The 18,179-nt window shown below is 66.3% G+C and carries 15 protein-coding genes; 2 read left to right on the top strand and 13 right to left on the bottom strand.

The annotated features are described in order from the left end of the window. Position 1 precedes the first annotated feature (1 nt). The 5 genes from WK25_RS26415 to panE form a co-directional block, all read right to left on the bottom strand. On the bottom strand, positions 2-1,009 hold the full coding sequence (locus tag WK25_RS26415) for an ABC transporter permease (protein WP_059544340.1): 1,008 nt from the start codon (positions 1,007-1,009) through the stop codon (positions 2-4). After that, the gene (locus tag WK25_RS26420; RefSeq protein WP_069243553.1) at positions 996-2,516 is read right to left on the bottom strand and encodes a sugar ABC transporter ATP-binding protein; all 1,521 of its coding nucleotides are present in this window, start codon (positions 2,514-2,516) and stop codon (positions 996-998) included. The genes WK25_RS26415 and WK25_RS26420 overlap by 14 nt, the downstream gene beginning before the upstream one ends. Before the next feature lie 62 nt (positions 2,517-2,578). Continuing rightward, positions 2,579-3,532 (bottom strand): substrate-binding domain-containing protein, encoded by a 954-nt coding sequence (locus WK25_RS26425; protein ID WP_069243182.1) that lies wholly within the window; start codon positions 3,530-3,532, stop codon positions 2,579-2,581. A gap of 120 nt (positions 3,533-3,652) precedes the next feature. Beyond that, positions 3,653-4,612, bottom strand: coding sequence for an AraC family transcriptional regulator (locus WK25_RS26430; RefSeq protein ID WP_040140409.1), 960 nt, complete (start codon positions 4,610-4,612; stop codon positions 3,653-3,655). A 318-nt stretch (positions 4,613-4,930) separates the two neighbouring features. After that, a complete protein-coding gene (gene panE, locus WK25_RS26435; RefSeq protein WP_040140411.1) occupies positions 4,931-5,869 on the bottom strand; it encodes a 2-dehydropantoate 2-reductase in 939 nt (312 codons plus the stop codon). Positions 5,870-6,125: 256 nt separating this feature from the next. Between panE and WK25_RS26440 the strand changes: the two genes are divergently transcribed. Continuing rightward, a complete protein-coding gene (locus WK25_RS26440) occupies positions 6,126-7,679 on the top strand; it encodes a methyl-accepting chemotaxis protein (protein WP_040140413.1) in 1,554 nt (517 codons plus the stop codon). Positions 7,680-7,841: 162 nt separating this feature from the next. On the opposite strand, the gene WK25_RS26445 is transcribed toward WK25_RS26440, so the two are convergent. The 3 genes from WK25_RS26445 to WK25_RS26455 all read right to left on the bottom strand — a co-directional run bounded on the left by WK25_RS26445 (position 7,842) and on the right by WK25_RS26455 (position 12,318). After that, on the bottom strand, positions 7,842-9,323 hold the full coding sequence (locus WK25_RS26445) for a virulence factor (protein WP_226209469.1): 1,482 nt from the start codon (positions 9,321-9,323) through the stop codon (positions 7,842-7,844). Next, the gene (locus WK25_RS26450) at positions 9,320-11,491 is read right to left on the bottom strand and encodes a hypothetical protein (RefSeq protein ID WP_069243555.1); all 2,172 of its coding nucleotides are present in this window, start codon (positions 11,489-11,491) and stop codon (positions 9,320-9,322) included. The genes WK25_RS26445 and WK25_RS26450 overlap by 4 nt, the downstream gene beginning before the upstream one ends. Before the next feature lie 113 nt (positions 11,492-11,604). After that, complete coding sequence (locus WK25_RS26455) at positions 11,605-12,318, bottom strand: response regulator transcription factor (RefSeq protein ID WP_052111004.1); 714 nt, start codon at positions 12,316-12,318, stop codon at positions 11,605-11,607. A gap of 391 nt (positions 12,319-12,709) precedes the next feature. Here WK25_RS26455 and WK25_RS26460 point away from each other — a divergent pair, with 391 nt between their 5' ends. Next, entirely contained in the window at positions 12,710-13,201 is a 492-nt protein-coding gene (locus WK25_RS26460; protein WP_040140417.1) for a hypothetical protein, read from the top strand. Between the two features lie 50 nt (positions 13,202-13,251). On the opposite strand, the gene WK25_RS26465 is transcribed toward WK25_RS26460, so the two are convergent. The 5 genes from WK25_RS26465 to WK25_RS26480 form a co-directional block, all read right to left on the bottom strand. Then, positions 13,252-14,673, bottom strand: coding sequence for a sigma-54 dependent transcriptional regulator (locus WK25_RS26465; protein WP_069243183.1), 1,422 nt, complete (start codon positions 14,671-14,673; stop codon positions 13,252-13,254). Between the two features lie 112 nt (positions 14,674-14,785). After that, a complete protein-coding gene (locus tag WK25_RS26470) occupies positions 14,786-15,370 on the bottom strand; it encodes a hypothetical protein (RefSeq protein ID WP_040140420.1) in 585 nt (194 codons plus the stop codon). Positions 15,371-15,522: 152 nt separating this feature from the next. Then, positions 15,523-17,085 carry a chemotaxis protein CheA gene (locus WK25_RS26475; RefSeq protein ID WP_069243184.1) on the bottom strand — a complete coding sequence of 521 codons (1,563 nt, stop codon included), beginning with the start codon at positions 17,083-17,085 and terminating at the stop codon, positions 15,523-15,525. A 44-nt stretch (positions 17,086-17,129) separates the two neighbouring features. Then, the gene (locus WK25_RS30920; protein WP_080294510.1) at positions 17,130-17,402 is read right to left on the bottom strand and encodes a hypothetical protein; all 273 of its coding nucleotides are present in this window, start codon (positions 17,400-17,402) and stop codon (positions 17,130-17,132) included. Between the two features lie 76 nt (positions 17,403-17,478). Continuing rightward, positions 17,479-18,069, bottom strand: a complete 591-nt coding sequence (locus WK25_RS26480) for a hypothetical protein (RefSeq protein ID WP_040140424.1) — start codon at positions 18,067-18,069, stop codon at positions 17,479-17,481. Between the last annotated feature and the right edge of the window lie 110 nt (positions 18,070-18,179).

The following is an 18,179-nucleotide window of genomic DNA, read 5'->3' on the forward strand; positions in this document are numbered from 1 at the left end:
GCTATCGCGACCGTTCCCTGCTGATGTAGATCGCGAGCAGGATGATGCCGCCCTTGATCACGTTCTGCACGTACGGGTTCACGCCGACCATGTTGAGCCCGTTGTTGAGCACGCCGAGCAGCAGTGCGCCGACCAGCGTGCCGAGAATCGCGCCGCGGCCGCCCGAGATCGACGTGCCGCCCATCACGACGGCCGCGATCGCATCGAGCTCGAAGCCGACGCCCGCGTTCGGCTGCCCGCTCATGAGCCGCCCGGTCAACACGACCGCCGCGATCGCCGACGTGAGCCCGGCGAGCGTGTACACGATCAGCTTCACGCGCGCGACGCGCACGCCGGTGAGCCGCGTCGCCTGCTCGTTGCCGCCGATCGCATACACGTAGCGGCCGAACGGCATCCGGTCGAGCAGCAGCCACGCGATCGCATAGACGACGAGCATGATCAGCACCGGCGCCTGGATGCCAAACACCTTGCCGCTGCCGAAGAATGCGACCCAGTCGGGCAGCCCGTCGATCGGATAGCCGCCGGTGTAGATCAGCGCGAGGCCGCGTGCGATGCCCATCGTCGCGAGCGTGACGATGATCGGCGGCATCCCCGCGAACGCGACGAACACGCCGTTCGCGAACCCGAACCCGAACCCGACCGCGATGCCGATCGCGAGCGCAGCCACGGCATTGACGCCCGCGACCATCAGCCCGGCCGCGAGCGTGCCGGACAGCGCCATCACGGAGCCGACGGACAGGTCGATTCCGCCGGTCAGGATCACGCAGGTCATGCCGACCGCGATGATCGCGTTGATCGACACCTGCCGCAGCACGTTCTCGAGGTTCGCGGCGGACAGGAAGCTCGGGCTCGCGATCATCATCGCGACGCACACGACGATCAGCCCGACGAGCGGATAGAACAGCGTCGAGCGCCGCAGTTGCGTCCACATCGCGCGCGGCGGCCGCGCATCGGCGGCGGCGGCCGCGAGCGTCGTGGACGGCGTGGAAGAAGAATCAGGCAGGTTCATGGGTCGCTCCTCGCGTGCCGGCCGTGGCATGGACCATGACCGTATCGGGATCGATCTCGTCGCCTTCGAGCGTCGCCTCGATGCGGCCCTGCCGAAACACGGCGACGCGATCGCACATGCCGACGATCTCCGGCAGTTCGGACGAGATCATGATGATGGCGTAGCCGCGCGCGGTCAGTTCGCGCATCAGCCCGTAGATTTCGGCTTTCGCGCCGACGTCGATCCCGCGTGTCGGCTCGTCGAAGATCAGCACGGTCGCGTGATGATTGAGCCAGCGCGCGATCACGACCTTCTGCTGGTTGCCGCCGGACAGCGTCGCGACCTCGGTATGGATCGACGGCGCTTTCACGCCGACGCGCCGCATCACGTCGTGCGTCGTGCGCGCCTCGCCGCGCCGGTCGATCAGCCAGCGCAGCGACCGGTATTTGCCGAGGTTGTTCAGCGAGATGTTGTCGCGGATCGAGAACGACGTCACGAGCCCTTCCGTCTTGCGGCTTTCCGGCAGCAGGCCGATGCCCGCGCGCAGCGCATCGGCCGGATCGGCGAGCTTTGCCGCCGCGCCGCGCACACGCACGTCCTTGCGGTACGCGCGCGTCGCGCCGATGACCGCGAGCGCGGTCTCGGTGCGACCGGAGCCGACGAGGCCGGCGAACCCGAGGATCTCGCCCTCGTGCAGCACGAAACGGTTGACCGGACCGTCGCGCTCGACCTGCAGCGCGTCGACTTCGAGCACGGCGCGCGCGTCGGCGCGCCGCGCCGGCTTCGGCGGAAAGCTGCTCTCCAGCCGGCGGCCAACCATCATCCGCACCAGTTGCTCGACGTCCGTGCGCGCGACGTCGGTGGTCGCGACATACTGGCCGTCGCGCAGCACCGTGATCCGGTCGCACACCGCGAAAATTTCGTCGAGGTGATGCGAGATGAAGACCATCGCGACGCCCTGCCGCTTCAGCTCACGCATGATCGCGAACAGGTGTTCGGCTTCGGCCGGCGTCAGCGTGGCGGTCGGTTCGTCGAGGATCAGGATCCGCGCGTCGAGCGACAGCGCCTTGCCGATCTCGACGAATTGCTGCTGCGCGACCGACAGCGTGCGAAGCGGCGCATCGAGATCGATCGACACGCGGAGCCGCGCGAAGATGCCCGCCGCGGCGCGCCGCATCCGCGCGCGATCGCGCCCGCCCCAGCGCGTGCGCAGTTCGCGGCCGAGAAACAGGTTGTCGACGGCATCGAGGTGCGGTATCAGGCTGAATTCCTGGAACACGATGCCGACGCCGGCCGCGACCGCATCGTGATAGCTCGCGAAATGCCGCGCGGCGCCGTCGATCTCGATCGTGCCGGCATCCGGCCGATAGATGCCGCAAAGGATCTTCATCAGCGTCGACTTGCCGGCGCCGTTCTCGCCCAGCAGCGCATGCACCTCGCCGCGCGCGACCTCGAGATGAATGTCCGACAGCGCCTTGACGCCCGGAAAGCTCTTCGTGATGTGGCTGAGTCTGAGTATCGTGTCCATCGGCTTCTCCGCGCGACGGGCAGCGGCGCCGCCGCCGCCCGTCGCGTCGCGTTGCAGGCCGTTCACCAGCTGAAGCCCTTTGCATTGCCGCGGTCGACGACCTTCACGTCGACGGGAATCGCCTTCGGCACCGTCGCACCCCACTTGCGGGCGATCGCGATGCCGAGCGCGATGCGCACCTGGTCGGCCGGAAACTGCGCAGTCGTCTCGACGAACTTCGAGTTCGGCTTCTGGATCGCGGCGATCGCCTCGGGCGCGCCGTCGACGCTCGTCAGCTTGATGTCCTTGCCAGAGCCCTCGATCGCCGCGAGCGCGCCCATCGAGCCGCCGTCGTTCACGCTGAAGACGCCTTTCAGGTTCGGATGCGCGGAGATCATGTTCTCCGTCACCGACAGCGCGCTCGCGCGCTCCTGCTTGCCGTTCTGCGTATCGACGAGCTTCACGTTCGGAAACTTCGCGAGCCCGGCCTTGCAGCCGCGCACGCGCTCGAGAATCGGCACGACCGGGATGCCGTCGAGGATCGCGACCTCGCCGCTGCCGCCGATCGCCTTCGCGAGGTATTCGCATGACATCACGCCCGCGTCGTAGTTCTTCGAGCCGACGAACGAATCGACCGGGCCGTTCGCGTTCGCGTCGACGGCCACGACCACCGCGCCGGCCTTCTTCGCCTGCGTGATCGCCGACTGGATGCCGGTGGAGTCGGTCGGATTCACGAGCAGGATGTCGATCTTCTTCTGCAGCATGTCCTCGACGTCGCTGACCTGCTTGCTGACGTCGTGATGCGCATCGGTGACGACAACCTGCGCGCCGATCGACGCGGCGGCTTCGTTCAGTGCCTTTTGCATCGTCACGAAATACGGGTTGTTCAGCTCCTGAAAGGTCATGCCGATCCGCAGCGGCGCGGCGTGCGCGGCCGCCGGCAGCACGGCCGCGACGGCAAGCGCGGCGACGGACGCGACGCGCACGGCGCGACGAGGAAATGAAGCGGGCAACAAGGCGGGCGATGCATGCGTCATGACGGTGTCTCCGGTTATGTGCGGCTTTTTCGTGAGTAAGCGAGCCCCTCGCGACGTGATGCGGCGCGATGCGGCTGGGTGAAACGGCGAGGCAAGCTCAGGCGGGCGACGGCCCTTCGATCATCCGGGCTGCGGTGCGGGCTGCGGCACGCCGAGCGTGACCACGCGCGGCGGCATCGGATTGCCGGTCGGCGCGGCGTGCAGTGCAAGCTCGCGGCTGCGCGCGTTCAAACGCTGCAGCGCGCGAAATTCGGACGGCGACATCCCCTTCACCGCGCGGAATTGGCGGTTGAAGTTCGACACGTTGTTGAAGCCGGACTGGAAGCAGATGTCGGTGATGTTCGCGTCGTCGGCGAGCAGCATCTGGCACGCCGATTCGATCCGCAACCGGTTCACGTACTGAACGAACGGCATGCCGGTATGACGGTGGAACGCCCGCGAGAACGCACTGACGCTCTGCCCCGTCAATTGCGCGAGATCGGATTCGCGCAGCTCGGACGCGAGATTCTTGCCGATGTACGACAGCGCATGGCTGAGCCGCGTCGGCGTCACGTGCGCCTGGTCGTATGCGGGGCTCGCGAGCAACGTGCGTTCGGCCGCGCCGCACAGGCGTTCGAGGATCGTCATGAACAGCGCGATGCGGCGCATGCCGCGCGCGCCCAGCAGTTCGTCGAACAGCGGCGCGATCGCGGCGCTGGTCGCGGCGTCGAAGCCGACGCCGCGGCGTGCGTCGTCGAGCAGCGCCTGCGCATCGCGGCATTCGGGAAACGCGTCCATGCAGCGCTGCACGAACGACGGATCGAACTGGATCACCAGGTTGCGGCGCTCGACGGTTTCGCCTTCGGCCATGTCGCTGACCCAGTTGTGCGGCAGGTTCGGGCCGAGCAGCACGAGATGGCCGGGACCGAACGACCCGATATGGTCGCCGACGAAATACTTGCCGCGCGTCGCGACGATCAGATGCAGTTCGAATTCGGGATGGAAATGCCAGCGGATCGTGCGATACGGATAGCCGTGCGACCAGACCTTGAACGACTCGTCGCGTCGCACTTCGACCACTTCCAGATCGGGGTGCATCATGTTGGCGTCTCCATTCCCATGTCTCGCTGGTCGGCTGCTCGGCGCGTTCGCTCGTTCGCCGCGTGTATCGCGTGTAGCGCGCAGTACCGCGGACCGGTCGCATGGGAAGCAATGTAGGTCGATCGCGTGTGCGGCTCCACCAACTTTACGCCTGATTTTCGATACTTTTTTGCCGCATCGAGACCGAAACGGCCCGTTGCGGCAAAATTGTGCAGTGCGGAACGGGCCGCGGCCGGCGGTTCGCGAATCCAGGAGTGCGCGAACCGCGCGACGCATGGCCCGCCGCGCGTTGCGGGCCGCCGGCGGCCGCCAACGCCGCTACGCCGCCGCGCGCTCGCGCGCGGCGCGCACCTCATACGTCTTCAGATGGTTGTAGGCGATCCGCAGCAGCGACAGCGCATCCGCCTCCTGCGGATCGCGGCGCGCGAGCAGGTCGCCGATCACGTGATCGGCTTCGACACGCGCGCGGTTCTCGACGTCGCGCAACATCGATGCGGTCAGCGGCGACGGCGTCAGCACCATTCGCTGCATCCGCTCGACTGCCGCCGAATCGGGCCGGTGACCGTTGTACGCGGCAATCGCGCTGCATTCGTCGAGCATCGTCTGCAGCAGGCGGCGGCCGTCCGGCGCCGCGAGGATGTCGCCGACCGACCCGCGAAACAGCGACGTGCTCGCGGCGAGCGTCGCGAGGAACACCCATTTGTCCCACATCCGCGCGGCGATGTCGTCGCTGAGCGTCGCGTCGAAGCCCGCGCCGCCGAGCACGTCGGCCACCGCACGCACGCGCGCCGATTCTCCGCCGGCGAGTTCGCCGAACGACAACCCGTGCGTGTCGTTCAGATGCACGATCCGCTGCTCGCGATCGAGCGTCGCGGCAATCACGCACAGCCCGCCCAGCACCTGCGCGGCGCCGAACCGCTCGCGCAGCACGTCGAGATGGCGCATCCCGTTCAGCATCGGCAGGATCAGCGTCGACGGCCCGACGAACGGTGCGAACGACGCGATCGCATCGTCGAGGCTGTACGCCTTGCAGCTCAGCAGCACCAGGTCGAACGGCGCGGCGGCGTCGCCTGCCCGCACCGTCTGCACGTTCGCGAGCGTCAGGTCGCCGCGCGGGCTGCGGATCATCAGCCCGTCGCGCGCGAGCGCGGCCGCGCGGCCTTCGCGCACCAGGAACGTCACGTCGCGCCCCGCCGCCGCGAGCCGGCCGCCGAAATATCCGCCGACCGCGCCGGCCCCCACCACCAGAATTCGCATCGTTGCCTCCGTTGAGATTCGTTGGGCGCAGCCCGGCCGCGACTGTCCGGACCCGGCGCGCCATCGCCATCGGACGACAGTATAGCGACGCCGACTATGTATATGCATAGACGACCGCGCCGCGCCCGGCGGCATTGCGCGGCCGCGCGGTTTCTAAGGGATTTCCCGCCTACTGCAACGTTCGTTGCGTGCCGTCAATGACTTATCCCGTCACGCCGTCCCGGCGCGCCTGTTCGACCGACCGACCTCACTAACCATGCGCACCCTTTCCCTGAACCAGAAACTCGCCTCGATGATCGTCATTCTGTGGCTCGGCCTGCTCGTGATTGCCGGCATCGGCGCATGGCAGACGCGCGCATCGATGATCACGGACCGCCGCGACCAGCTTGCGGCGCTGGTCGCGCAGGCGGCCAGCGTGACCGAGCACTACTACAAGCTGTCGCAGCAGAACGCGATGCCGGAAGCCGAAGCGAAACAACGCGCGCTCGACGCGATCGCGGCGATGCGCCACGGCACCGACGGCTACATCTCGATCAACGACTCGAAGCCGGTAATCGTGATGCATCCGATCAAGACCGAGCTCAACGGCAAGGACGTGTCGGGCTTCGCCGATCCGAACGGCAAGCACCTGTTCGTCGAGATCGTGAAGGCCGGCAACGCGGAAGGCGGCAAGGGCTTCGTCGAATATCTGTGGCCGAAGCCGGGCGCCGACAAGCCGCAGGACAAGACCAGCGCCGTGCAGCGCTTCGCGCCGTGGGACTGGTATCTGGTGACGGGCATGTACATGGACGACGTGCGCTCGGCGGTGCTCGCGAGCGTCGGCCGCTGGCTCGCGATGACGACCGTGCTCGGCGCGATCGCCACCGTCGTGATGGTGCTCGTGCTGAAAAGCGTGCGCGCGAACCTCGGCGGCGAACTCGAAGTGGCGCTCGACGCCGCGCAGCGCATCGCGCAGGGCGACCTGACCGCGCGCGTGAGCGTGAAGCCCGACGATCGCGGCAGCCTGCTGCATGCGCTGCATACGATGCAGGGCGGACTGATCGACATGGTGTCGCGCGTGCGGGCGGGCACGGAGAACATCAACGTCGGCGCGAGCGAGATTGCGTCCGGGAACACCGATCTGTCGCAGCGGACCGAGGAACAGGCGGCCGCGCTCGTGCAGACCGCCTCGAGCATGGACCAAATGACCGCGAACGTGAAGCAGAACGCTGAAAGCGCAGCCCAGGCCGCGACGCTTGCCGGCCAGGCAGCGCAGGTCGCGACGCGCGGCAGCGAAGTGGTCGACGACGTCGTGCGCACGATGAACGAGATCACCGACCGCTCGCACAAGATCGGCGACATCATCGGCGTGATCGACGGAATCGCGTTCCAGACGAACATCCTCGCGCTGAATGCGGCCGTGGAAGCGGCGCGCGCGGGCGAACAGGGCCGCGGCTTCGCGGTGGTCGCGGCGGAAGTGCGCTCTCTCGCGCAACGCTCGGCGACGGCCGCGAAGGAGATCAAGTCGCTGATCGTGTCGTCGAACGAAACCGTCGAGCACGGCGCGGCGCTCGTCACCAACGCCGGCGAAACAATGGCCGAGATCGTGCAGTCGGTGCGGCGCGTGAACGAGATCCTCGACGAGATCAGCCACGCGTCACGCGAGCAGAGCGCGGGGATCGAGCAGGTCAACCGCGCGGTTGGCGAGATGGATCAGGTCACGCAGCAGAACGCAGCGCTCGTCGAGCAAGCCGCGGCCGCCGCGCACTCGCTGCGCGACCAGGCCGAAGCGCTGCGCGACGCGGTCACGCGATTCGCGCTGCCGGCTTGACGGTTTCAGCGACGCCCGCTTCCGGTCGAGGTCGCGGGTGCGCACGGGTTAGCAGGCGGGAGGCGAGTCGGCTCGGGGCCGCGTCGCTGTGCTGTAGTTGCAACTGCGATACGGCGTACTGCCCGGCTTTCCGGTCGCGACGTGCCGCAGCTCCGGTTTGCGTCACCACGAATAGCCCTGCATCCCGTAATCGACATCGTATCGGCGGCCCCACCACGGCAGGTACGCGTTGTTGCCGCCGCGCGCGCGGAACCAGTCCTTGTCCGGATCGATCGCCGTCAGCTTCGACGGCGGCCTGACGACAATCGCGACGGGGTGATCAGGATCGGTGGTGCCGGCAACCAGCGCGTTGCCGCCGAAGTGATTGATCCGGCCGATGGCGAGAGCGACGTTGGTCAATGCGCTGCCGGTGCCCATGTCGCCGAGCAGCGCAGCCGTGTTGAACGTCTGTTTGCGGTGGTCGTATTCGGGAATCGATTCAGTCAGGGTCTGCGCGAGCGAGACGAGCCGTGACGACGATGCGTCGCTGGGTGCACCCGCGTCGTGAACGATGTAATCGAGGTCCGTGACTGCGACTCCTCCGTTGCGTGCCGCTTCGTCGATCGTGGCTTTCCATGCCTGCACCGCGCGCGTCGTGCCCACTTTCCGCGAAAACGCCTGTGTATTGCCGACGGCTGCCTTGCCGATCCACGCAAGGGGTTCGCGCTCGGTGTTGAAGTTCGGACCGGCGAGAAACAGCACGACGAGGTTCTCGTTGATCTGCGCGTCGGTCGGCGGGAAATTCGGTGCGTCCCAGTTCATCGCCCAGACGGACTTGTCAGGGTTCTGCTGCAAGTAGTCCAGTGCGTTGTTCAGCGACGTGAAACCGGCATTGGCGCCGCCTTGAGTGATGTGGACGTCGGGGGGCGTGTCGCGGCTCCACATCGTCGGGAAATACCGGTTACCGATAAAGAACGTTTCCTCGATCGAGTTTTTCAGATAGTCATGGGCGATTACTGGATCGAGGCGCTCAGGAACGGCACCCTCGATTCGAATCCCGGCCAGTTCGCGCCAATCATGCCGATCGTCCGCTCCTACCGAATAGAAATACTTTGCGTTCATCGCGTAGCGACGGCTCATGAGGCGGGGGAATTTATCCACATACTTGTGATAAAAGCCCTTGAACGTTTCTTCTCCGTCGTTACCGTAAACCAGTGCTCCAATGGAGCGAAGCGACGAATATTTTTCCGGCTTCGTGCGCACCATATCGTCGTTCTTGTTCGGCTTGACAAACCCTTGTGTCCACAGCAATTGCCATTCGGTCGGGTAGTCCATGCGCTGCAACGGATTCAACCAGATCATGCCGACGACCTGTGCAACGAATGGCTTGTTCTGGTCTTCGGCCGTTCGCGCCGCCATCCCGGCCGGCTCTTGGACAAGCGCGGCTTGTGCGGAATGCATCGCGGCCGTAGAAAATAGAAACACCACCAGCGCAGCCAGGCCCGGTTCTACAACAAGTCGCTTCATCAACTCTCCTGTTTCCAAATGTGCCAGACCGGGTTGTTCCATTTGCATCGAGATCGTGGCCATTAGTACGGTGGCGATCAGCCATACCGAAAGGGCAACAGCAGCGCGTCGAGGCCGTGTAGAGATCAGCGCCTTCATATCGCGCCTCCGGCCTTCAGGTAGACTTGACCTTCACGCTCATCCACGATCGCGGCCGGCATCTTTCCCGCGCTTGTCTCGGCATGCACCAACTCCAGTATCGGCATGCCGTCCATCGCGCCACTGGCAAAGTACTTTGCATATTGCTTGTTGGGATGACAGTCCGGAATCCCCTCCCCCATCCTCCAGTCCGCCTCGATGCGCAGCAATTTGAGTTGCTTTTCAGTCAAATAGCACCGCCCTACGGCAACGTCATACGCAAGCGCCTTCTCCGCGTGCTCGGGATTGGTCATCGTCGTCGAATGATTCGTCGGACTGTTGGTCGCACTGCGATCGAGCCAGTCGACGATCTGCTTGTCGCGCCATTCCTTGTAGCCGTCGGGCATCGCGCTTTTGCCGTCCTCGCCGATCACGTGCCCCTCGCTGTCGAGCCATTCGGTATTGAGCGTGCGGCGCGCTTCCATGCGCATCAATGCACGATCCTCGTAACGCTGCCCGGCCTCGGTTGCAGCCGTGCCTCGAGCGACGCCGTCCTCGTTCTTCGGCTGGTACTGGTCGTATGGATCGTCGGCGCGCTTGTCGGAGTCGGCCTTGTTCGCGTCGCGCCACGCGGCTGGCGGATCGTTGCCTTCGTTGAAGTCGCTCACGGCGTCGCCGTCGGTGGTTTCGATCGGCTTGCCGAATCGCAACGCCTTCGGCGTGAACGGTTCGTCGAGTGCCGGCGCATCGGCCATCACCGTCCAGCCTTTCGGCGGATCGGCGTTCACACGCAGCATGTTCAACGCCGAACTGATGCCCGTCACGACGAACATGAGCGGCGCGGTCACGAGCGTCGCCGCGACGCCCAGAACCGACTCGTTTCCCTTGATCGCACCGATCAGATTGAACTTCGCCGGCGGCGACGGCGGATACCAGAAGCCGGATGTCGTTCGTTGCTTGCCGTGCCGCCAGTCGTCTTCCCAATAGCGGTAGGATTTCCGTACGCCAACCGGGAAGCCGGACGCAAACACGCGCTGCGTCAGGATGCCCGCCGCACCGATATCGTCGAGTTCATGCTTGCTGAACCCGCGCCAGCCGATGCCTTGAACCGTTACCGCAGAAATCACCTGATCGTGCGGACAGCAATACGCAGTGACGCGGCCATACGTCGACCCGTTCAGGCCGTGCCGCATGCAATCTGCTTGCGCGGCGTAAGAGCGGTTGCTCGTCGGCGATACGCGTTCGTTGGCCATGTCTTCATCGACTTTGTCGGCGGGCTGTTCGTGTTCCTTTCGCGCGCCGACGATCGACAGGAATTTTCCGAACGTCTTCGTGCGCGATGCGTAGGTTTGCCGTCCCCGCTGGCCCGATCGGTCTTTCGTCGCGCGTTGCGACCATGTGTCCATGAACGTGTCGGATTTATACGGACCGTCCGCGTTGGCGAGGCTATAAGGCGCGTTTGCGAGCACGTAGGCGTCCGCCACGCAATGGCCTTTGCGTCCCCACGGATCCTCGACATCGGGAAAGGCGTCGCCAAAGAACGCCGCCGTAAGGCCGACGATGTTGCCCTGGCTGTGGCACACGACGGTAATTGGTACGTCGGCCTGCATGCTGCGAATCGACTCGATCAGTCTGGCGAGACGCAATGCGGCGAGCGCGCCATACGCGCGCGGCGGCGCACGATACAGCGGACGGTTGGTCGGGTTGATCCCTTGCACGGTCAGCCAGCCCATCGTCCGGTCATCCAGGCCGCCGTGCCAGAGATCAGGCAGGCTTGAACAGCCATTCGTGAACGGACCGCCGCCCCAATAGTCCTTTTCGTTCAGGAAGATCTTGTTGCCGTATTCCTTCAGCTCCGCGGCGGTGGCGCGATATCCCCATCGGAAGTGGATGACGGGGGAGAACGATGGATCAGATTTGATGTAATTGTCTGCAAGCAAATCGGGGTTCAAGAACCCGTCCGGCGTCACGCTCTCCGTGTACTTCGCCGGCATCAGCTGTCCGGCATCGACGCCGCGATACATCATCTGATCGTCCAGCCGCCCGAGCCGCCGATTCAGCCCGCGGCACAGCCCTTCTTCCGACGCGTCGAACCACTCGCCTTCGGAATTCACGCCATGCACGAAGATCACGATGCCGGGCAACGGCAATTGCTTGATGCAGACGAGCGGCGTGTTCTTCGCGAACATCGTCACGCCTTCGCCGCGGCCGACGACGATCGGCGGCGGCGAAGGCCGCGAAACGGGCGCGTCGATATCGTTCGGGGCAGCGAGACTGAAAGAGAGATCGCGGACGCCTGTTGCTATCGGCATCGCTCCCGCCCCGCCACTTCAATTGCCGGGCCGATATCCACGCCGCGCGACACTGCCTTTGCGCCGCCGAACCCCAGCCCGGCCGCCCGCTGAACCAGCTCGATGTCGTTCGTGACGCCGAGCTTTCTCATCGCGCTGATCTTCTGGGCACTGACCGTCTGCTTGCCCTTGTTCAGCCGCTGCGCGATCGTCTTGATCGGTACGCCGTCGAGATAGAGGCGAATCACCTCGATCTCGCGCGTGGACAGCTTCGCTTGCGGCTGGTCGCGATCGGCAAGCTCATCGAGCGCACGCCGGACGAGCGGCGACAGATAGCGACCGCCGCTATAGCTCGAATGGATCGCGGTGACGATATGGCCGACCTCGTCGAACTTGCTAACGAGGCTCGCGCCGCCTTGCGCGAGGATCGAGCGCAGAATCACCGGCGCCTCGTTGCCGACCAGCGCGACAATCCCGACGCTCGGGCGCATCCGCCGCAGCCATTCGAACAGCGCGAGGCCGTCCATCTGCGTGTCGCCGCGGATCGCATAGTCGACCAGCGCGATGTCGCAGTCGACGCTGTCGAGCGCCGCGACAAGTTCACCCGGCGTCCGATAGACACCGACGAGATCGATCGCGCACGCATCGCCGGCGATGCGTTCCATGCCCGCGACCGCCAACGGCCAGTCGTACGCGAAGACTGTGCGAATACTGAATTTCCCCATGCGCAGTTCCAGAAGTTCGCCGGGCCGCACGGCGCGGGATGCGCGCGCAACCGGATCGGCATTGAATCGATGATCGAGATATTTTTATCTCGACCCATATTCTAGAAAGCCGCGCGCGGTCGGACTATCGGACGACGTATAGATCGGCCTGCGGGAACGTAATACGAGTTTGATATTTGCGCCGATTCGCTCGTTCGGCGGCAGCCGGCATCGGCCGGTCGGCCGACGTTGCGGGACGGCGCGGGACGGCGCGGTAAAATTGCGGCCTTTGCAAGCCATTCCGGGCGACCGGCACGGCGCAGCGCCGCTGGCAGCCACGCGCGCCGGCGCTTCGCCGGTTGTCCATTTGCCGGTTGTCCGCACGCCGGCTGCCCGTACTTTCGCTTCCTCCATGACCGAATCCGACCTGCACTCCGACGACACCACCATCCATGAAGACGGCCTCTGGCGCGACAACGGCTGGACCGCCCGCATCATCAAGAACGAAGACGACGACGGCTGGGCCGTCGAGATGATCAAGGACGGCGAGGCCGAGCCTGCGCTCGTCGGCCCGTGGACGATGGGCCGCGACAAGAAAAATCCGAAGCCGATGGACGCGAACGCGTTCCGCACGCTGGTAAAAACCGCGACCGAAGTGCTGATGCGCCATGAGCAGCAGCGCCGCGCGATGCTGCACAAGGAAGTGACGGTCCAGCGCGACGACGGTCAGGATGTATCGGTCACGCTCGACATCGTGCCGGACGAGTTCGAACCGTATGCGGAACTGAAGGCGTTCGACGCGTACGGCGAGCTGCTGGCCGACGCGAAGGTGTCCGCCGGGTTCAAGCTCAACAAGGCGAGCGCCGCACGCTGGGTCGAATCGGGTTTCGAGCGGCCGGCCTGACGCCGCGCGGCGCTACGGCGCCCGCTCGCGCGCGGCATACGCGCGCGGCGTCAGCCGTGCAGCCCGTGCGCGATCATCAGGCGATACAACGTCGCGCGCGATATCCCGAGTTCCTCCGCGGCGTCGGCATACCGGTTCCGATGCCGCAACAGCGTTTCCTCGATCGCGCACCGCTCGGCTTGCCGGCGCGCTTGCGCGAGCGTCGGCGGCCGGTGCGACGTGTACTGATGCAGTTCGAGATCGGCGGCCGAGATCATCGGGCCGTTCGTCATCACGATCGCGAAGCGGATCCGGTTGATCAGCTCGCGCACGTTGCCGGGCCACGCATAGTTGTGGATTGCTTCGATCGCACACGGCATGAAGCCGCGAATCCGATGCGAAGCGTCGTCGCGGTAACGGCTCAGCATGTGATCGGCAAGCAGCATGATGTCGCGGCCGCGCGCGCGCAGCGGCGGCTCGTCGATACGCAGCACGCACAGGCGGTAGTACAGATCGGCGCGAAACCGCCCCGCCTGCATCGCGGCTTCGAGGTCGACGTGAGTCGCGGACACGATCCTCACGTCCACCGGAATCGACGCGTGCCCGCCGAGCCGCTCGATCTTCCCCTCCTGAAGGAACCGCAGCAGGCTCGCCTGGCTGTCGAACGGCATGTCGCCGATCTCGTCGAGAAACAACGTGCCGCCGTGCGCGGCCTCGATGCGGCCGATCTTGCGCTGGTGCGCGCCGGTAAACGCACCGCGCTCATGGCCGAACAGCTCGGCCTGCAGCAGCGTCGGCGGGATCGCCGCGCAATTGACCGCGACGAACGGCGCATCGGCACGCGACGAATGCCGATGGATCGCCGCTGCGGTGAGCTCCTTGCCAGTGCCTGATTCGCCGGCGATGAACACGGTTGCGTCGGTGTTCGCGACCTTGCGGATCGTCGAGAAGAGACGGCGCATCGCGTCGCACGCGCCGATCATCGCACCGCCGGGCGGTGGCGCGTCCGACGCCGGGTCGCACTCCGCCAGCTTCAGCATTCCATATGCATGGCCGACGAGATAACCGATCGTCGTGTAGGCCGCCGCGTTGCACACATAGTCGAAGCAGCACTGGCGGATCAGGCGGGCGATCGCGGTTTCGCCCAGCCGCTCGTCGCCGACGAGCGCGACCCAGCCGATGCGCGGGTCGCGCAGCAGCGCTTCGAACGACGCGACGTCGAGCACGTCGAAGTCGCTGAAATCGACGATACCTGCGTGCAGCCGGTTTGCCTTCACGAGATTGAGTGCGTCCGCAACGGATTTAGCGCGCCATACGTCCCAGCCGCGCGCCGCGAGTGCATCGGTCAACCCCGCATCCGGATGCTGCGACAGATAGACGAGCGGCCGCGAAGGCGCGGGTCGGGGATGGCGGACGGCGACGAACGGCGGCGCGCATGTGCCGCGCTCGCGCAGCCGCGGGCCTGATAGTGCGGTCGGGCAGCAATAGTTCACGATGGCCTCGCCCTCTAGGGTTGTCCGGCGGCGCTGCCGGCGCGGCTGGCGTGTCGCGGGCCTCGAAGCCCGCGCGCCACGCTGCCGGCGCGTCCGCGCAGAAAAAGTCCGGTTATCGGCAGAACACGACGCGCTGCGTATAGATCTGAGGCTCGACCACCGGTGGCGCTGCCTGGTTCAGATCGTTGCGGTAGCTGCGATAGGTCTTGCCGCCCACTGTCACTTCCGTCGCGCGCGCCGTCTCGATCGCGGCGAGCCCGCTGCGTTGCCAGTCGTCGACCCGTGCCGACGCGGTCATGCTCGATTCGCCGGCGATCTTCTGCGTGATCGTGCTGCTGTCGCTCCACGGCTGCGTTTGCATGTCCTCGGCGTGCTGCATCGCGCCGATCGTCTTGCCGGTGGAAGCCGGCCCGCTCTGCGCGACGAACGGCGCGCCGCGGCCGTACAGCGGCGACTGCCACGACGGCGCGTGCCCTTGCTCCGGCATCATGTAGATCATCTGCGGATCGCTGACCATCATCATCGGCACGCAAGCCGTGTTGTCGGGCCGGCCGAGCGTCGTCAGCGCCTGCTGCACGCTCGCGGCATTCGCGAGCGTCTGCTCGCTCAGGATCACGAAGACCGCCGGATTCTGAAACAGCGACTGCGCGAAGGCTTGGGTGCCGTACAGCAGCAGCGCGACCAAAAAGATCCTCATGATGGAGGCCTCCTCGTACCCTCGTCAGGCAAAAAGAGGTGCTGACCTCGGGGAGGGACCAACACCCGTCAAACTTGCGACGCGCGCCGCGCCGCGGATCGCTGCGCCTCGCGCACGGCCGGACGCCAGCCGCGCGCAAGACGCCTCCCCGCCTACGACGACGTGCTCGTCGAAATGACGGCCGGAGCCGGCATCGCGGGTTCGGCGTGCTGGTCGCCCGTGGCGGGGGCGGCGACGGTCGGTGCGTCCGCGGCCGGCGCGGGTTGCGCTGCGCTGTCGGTTGCCGGAGCCGGTTCAGCGACCTTGGCCGCGACGGCCGGCATGGGTTCCGGTGCGTTGTCGGCAACCGCACGCGCAGGCTCCGCTGCCTTCTCGGCAACGACCGGCGCAGCAGGCTCCGGTGCCTTGTCGGCAACCGCTGCCGCGGGCTCCGATGCCTTCTCGGCGACGACCGGCGCAGCAGGCTCCGGTGCCTTGTCGGCAACCGCAGGCGCGGGTTCCGATGCCTTCTCGGCAACGACCGGCGCAGCAGGCTCTGGCGCCTTGTCGGCAGCCGCAGGCGCAGGCTCCGCTGCCTTCTCCGCGACGACCGGCGCAGCAGGCTCCGGCGCCTTGTCGGCAACCGCAGGCGCAGGCTCCGCTGCCTTGTCGGCAACGACCGGCGCAGGCTCCGGTGCCTTGTCGGCAACCGCCGGCGCAGCGACGATCGCGGCCGGTGCAACGGCCGGCGCGGCAACCGCCGCCGGCGCTGCCGCGGCAACCGGTGCGGCAACCGCCGCCGGCACTACCGCAGCGGCCTGCGACGCCTTCACCGCCGCCGCTTGCGTAGCGGCCGGCACGGCACCGACCGCAGGAGCAGCGATCGGCGGCGCGGCCATCGGCACGGGCACTGGCATCGGCGCCGCCTGAACCGCGGCCGTCGCGACCGGCCGCGCCTGCGCGGGTGCTGGCGCAGCGCCGTCGAGCGGCGGCAGGCCCATGCGACTGCGCACGATCGGATCGCGATACTTCACGTCGTCGGCGACGGTCGCTTCGGCGGACGGCGCAACATTCGAACGCGCAAGCGGCGCAGTCGTACCCGGGCACAGATGCCCGGTCGCTTCCACCGCGCGCCGGTTCGCATCGCTCTGGCACAGCAGCGCCAGCGCGACGTCGGTCAACCCCATCGCGCGGAATTCGCGCGCATCGAGACGGCGCACGCACGCCTGGTCGACCAGGGTCGTGCCGCCGGTCGCGCCGAACCCCGGAAACGACACGCCGACGCTCACCGAACCCATGCAGGTATCGGACAGCGTGGTCGTGAGGCCGGGCGCCTGGATTGCCGGGTTCGTCTTGATCGTCTGCGTGCCCGAATAGTTGACGTTTTCCGACGTCTGGGTGTTGTACGGGCTCGTGCCCGGAGCGCCCGCCGCGAGCGAGCTCGTGCTCTGCGGCGTGACGTTCGTACCGCCGCTCGCGGAGGACGGCATCGTCACGTTGACCTGCACGCTCGAATTGCCGCTGCCGCGTACACCGCTCGTGCTGGCGCTGCTGGCATTGCCGCCGCGCGAGCTCGTGACGTTCGTGTTCATGCTGGAGCCGCCGCCCTGGCTGATCGCCGTCGACGACGTCGAGGACTGCGCGCTTGAAGTCGAGTCGGCGGTCTGCGCGTGGGCGCCGATCGTGGCCATCGCGAACATCGCCGCACATGCCACCCTGATCTTGTTGCTGTTCATTTCACTCTCCGGACGAGGTTTGACCTCCCACCCAGGCAACCGTACTAATTCCCCTGAATTCCTTCAGATTTGCCTGCTTCCCCGAACTGCTTCCAGCCGCTACCAAGCTGGGACCACGATTCACCCGACATCCCCGGCCATGGCCGGACATCCGATGCGCCGATCACACTGCCCGACGAAAGCACTGTTTGTTGCGACGGGTTGGTTGTAGGGTTTGACGTCTGCAAATTCGATTGCACGTCGTCGGCAACACGATCGGCGCCATGTGCCGTCAAAGACGCGAGCATCAGAGCGGCGGCAATCAATTTCTGCTTCATGCCAACTCCTTACGGAAATCACGGCGCTCGGAAAGAGACCAGCATCGCTGGGAAACTGGTCCCCCCGAACGCGCGCTCAAGGACTGCCTGCGGTTGCACCGGAACTTCCCTGGCTGCCGCCCGATGCGGAGGGCGAGCCGAACGGGCCGGTGCCCCACACAGTCGACGAGTTGTAGTGGTTCGAACCCGCAATCGCGCTCGACCCGCCGATGCCCGTCATGCCCGCGGCGCCCGCGTTCGCGATGCCGTTATCGTTCGCACCCGTTGCCGTGTAGTGGTTCGCGCCCAGTACGATCGTGGCGGTCACCCCTCCCGACAGCGCGTTCGCGTTCTCGCTCGTGTTGCCGGTTCCACCGAACGAGCCTGCGGCGCCGATACCGCCGCCTGCCGCGAACGCGCCTCCGTTCGTGCCGAAGCCGCTGGCCGTCGAAGTCGAGTCGTGATACGCGGATGCCGTGCCGGCGGAACCGGCGGGCGTCACGGTACTTCCAGCGTTGGCGCCCGCTACCGAAGTCGAGTTGCTCGTATAGCTGCCGGTACCGACCAACACCGAACCGGAGACGCCTGCCGCAACGGACTGCGTCTGGTTGAATGTCGACGGACCGGAAGCCAGTACGGCTGACGACAAGACGGTGAGCGCCGCCGCTACAAAAACGTTGGCTTTCATAGCAATTCCTTTCTGTGAGGAAGCTCGGTGGCCGGACCGCAGGGCCCGCCCTCGCGGGACGGAACCCTGCATCCGCGCCACCCGTCCATGACGAACGCTATGCGCCGCGG

Origin of the sequence: Burkholderia latens, assembly GCF_001718795.1 — a bacterium.
Lineage (GTDB): Bacteria > Pseudomonadota > Gammaproteobacteria > Burkholderiales > Burkholderiaceae > Burkholderia > Burkholderia latens_A.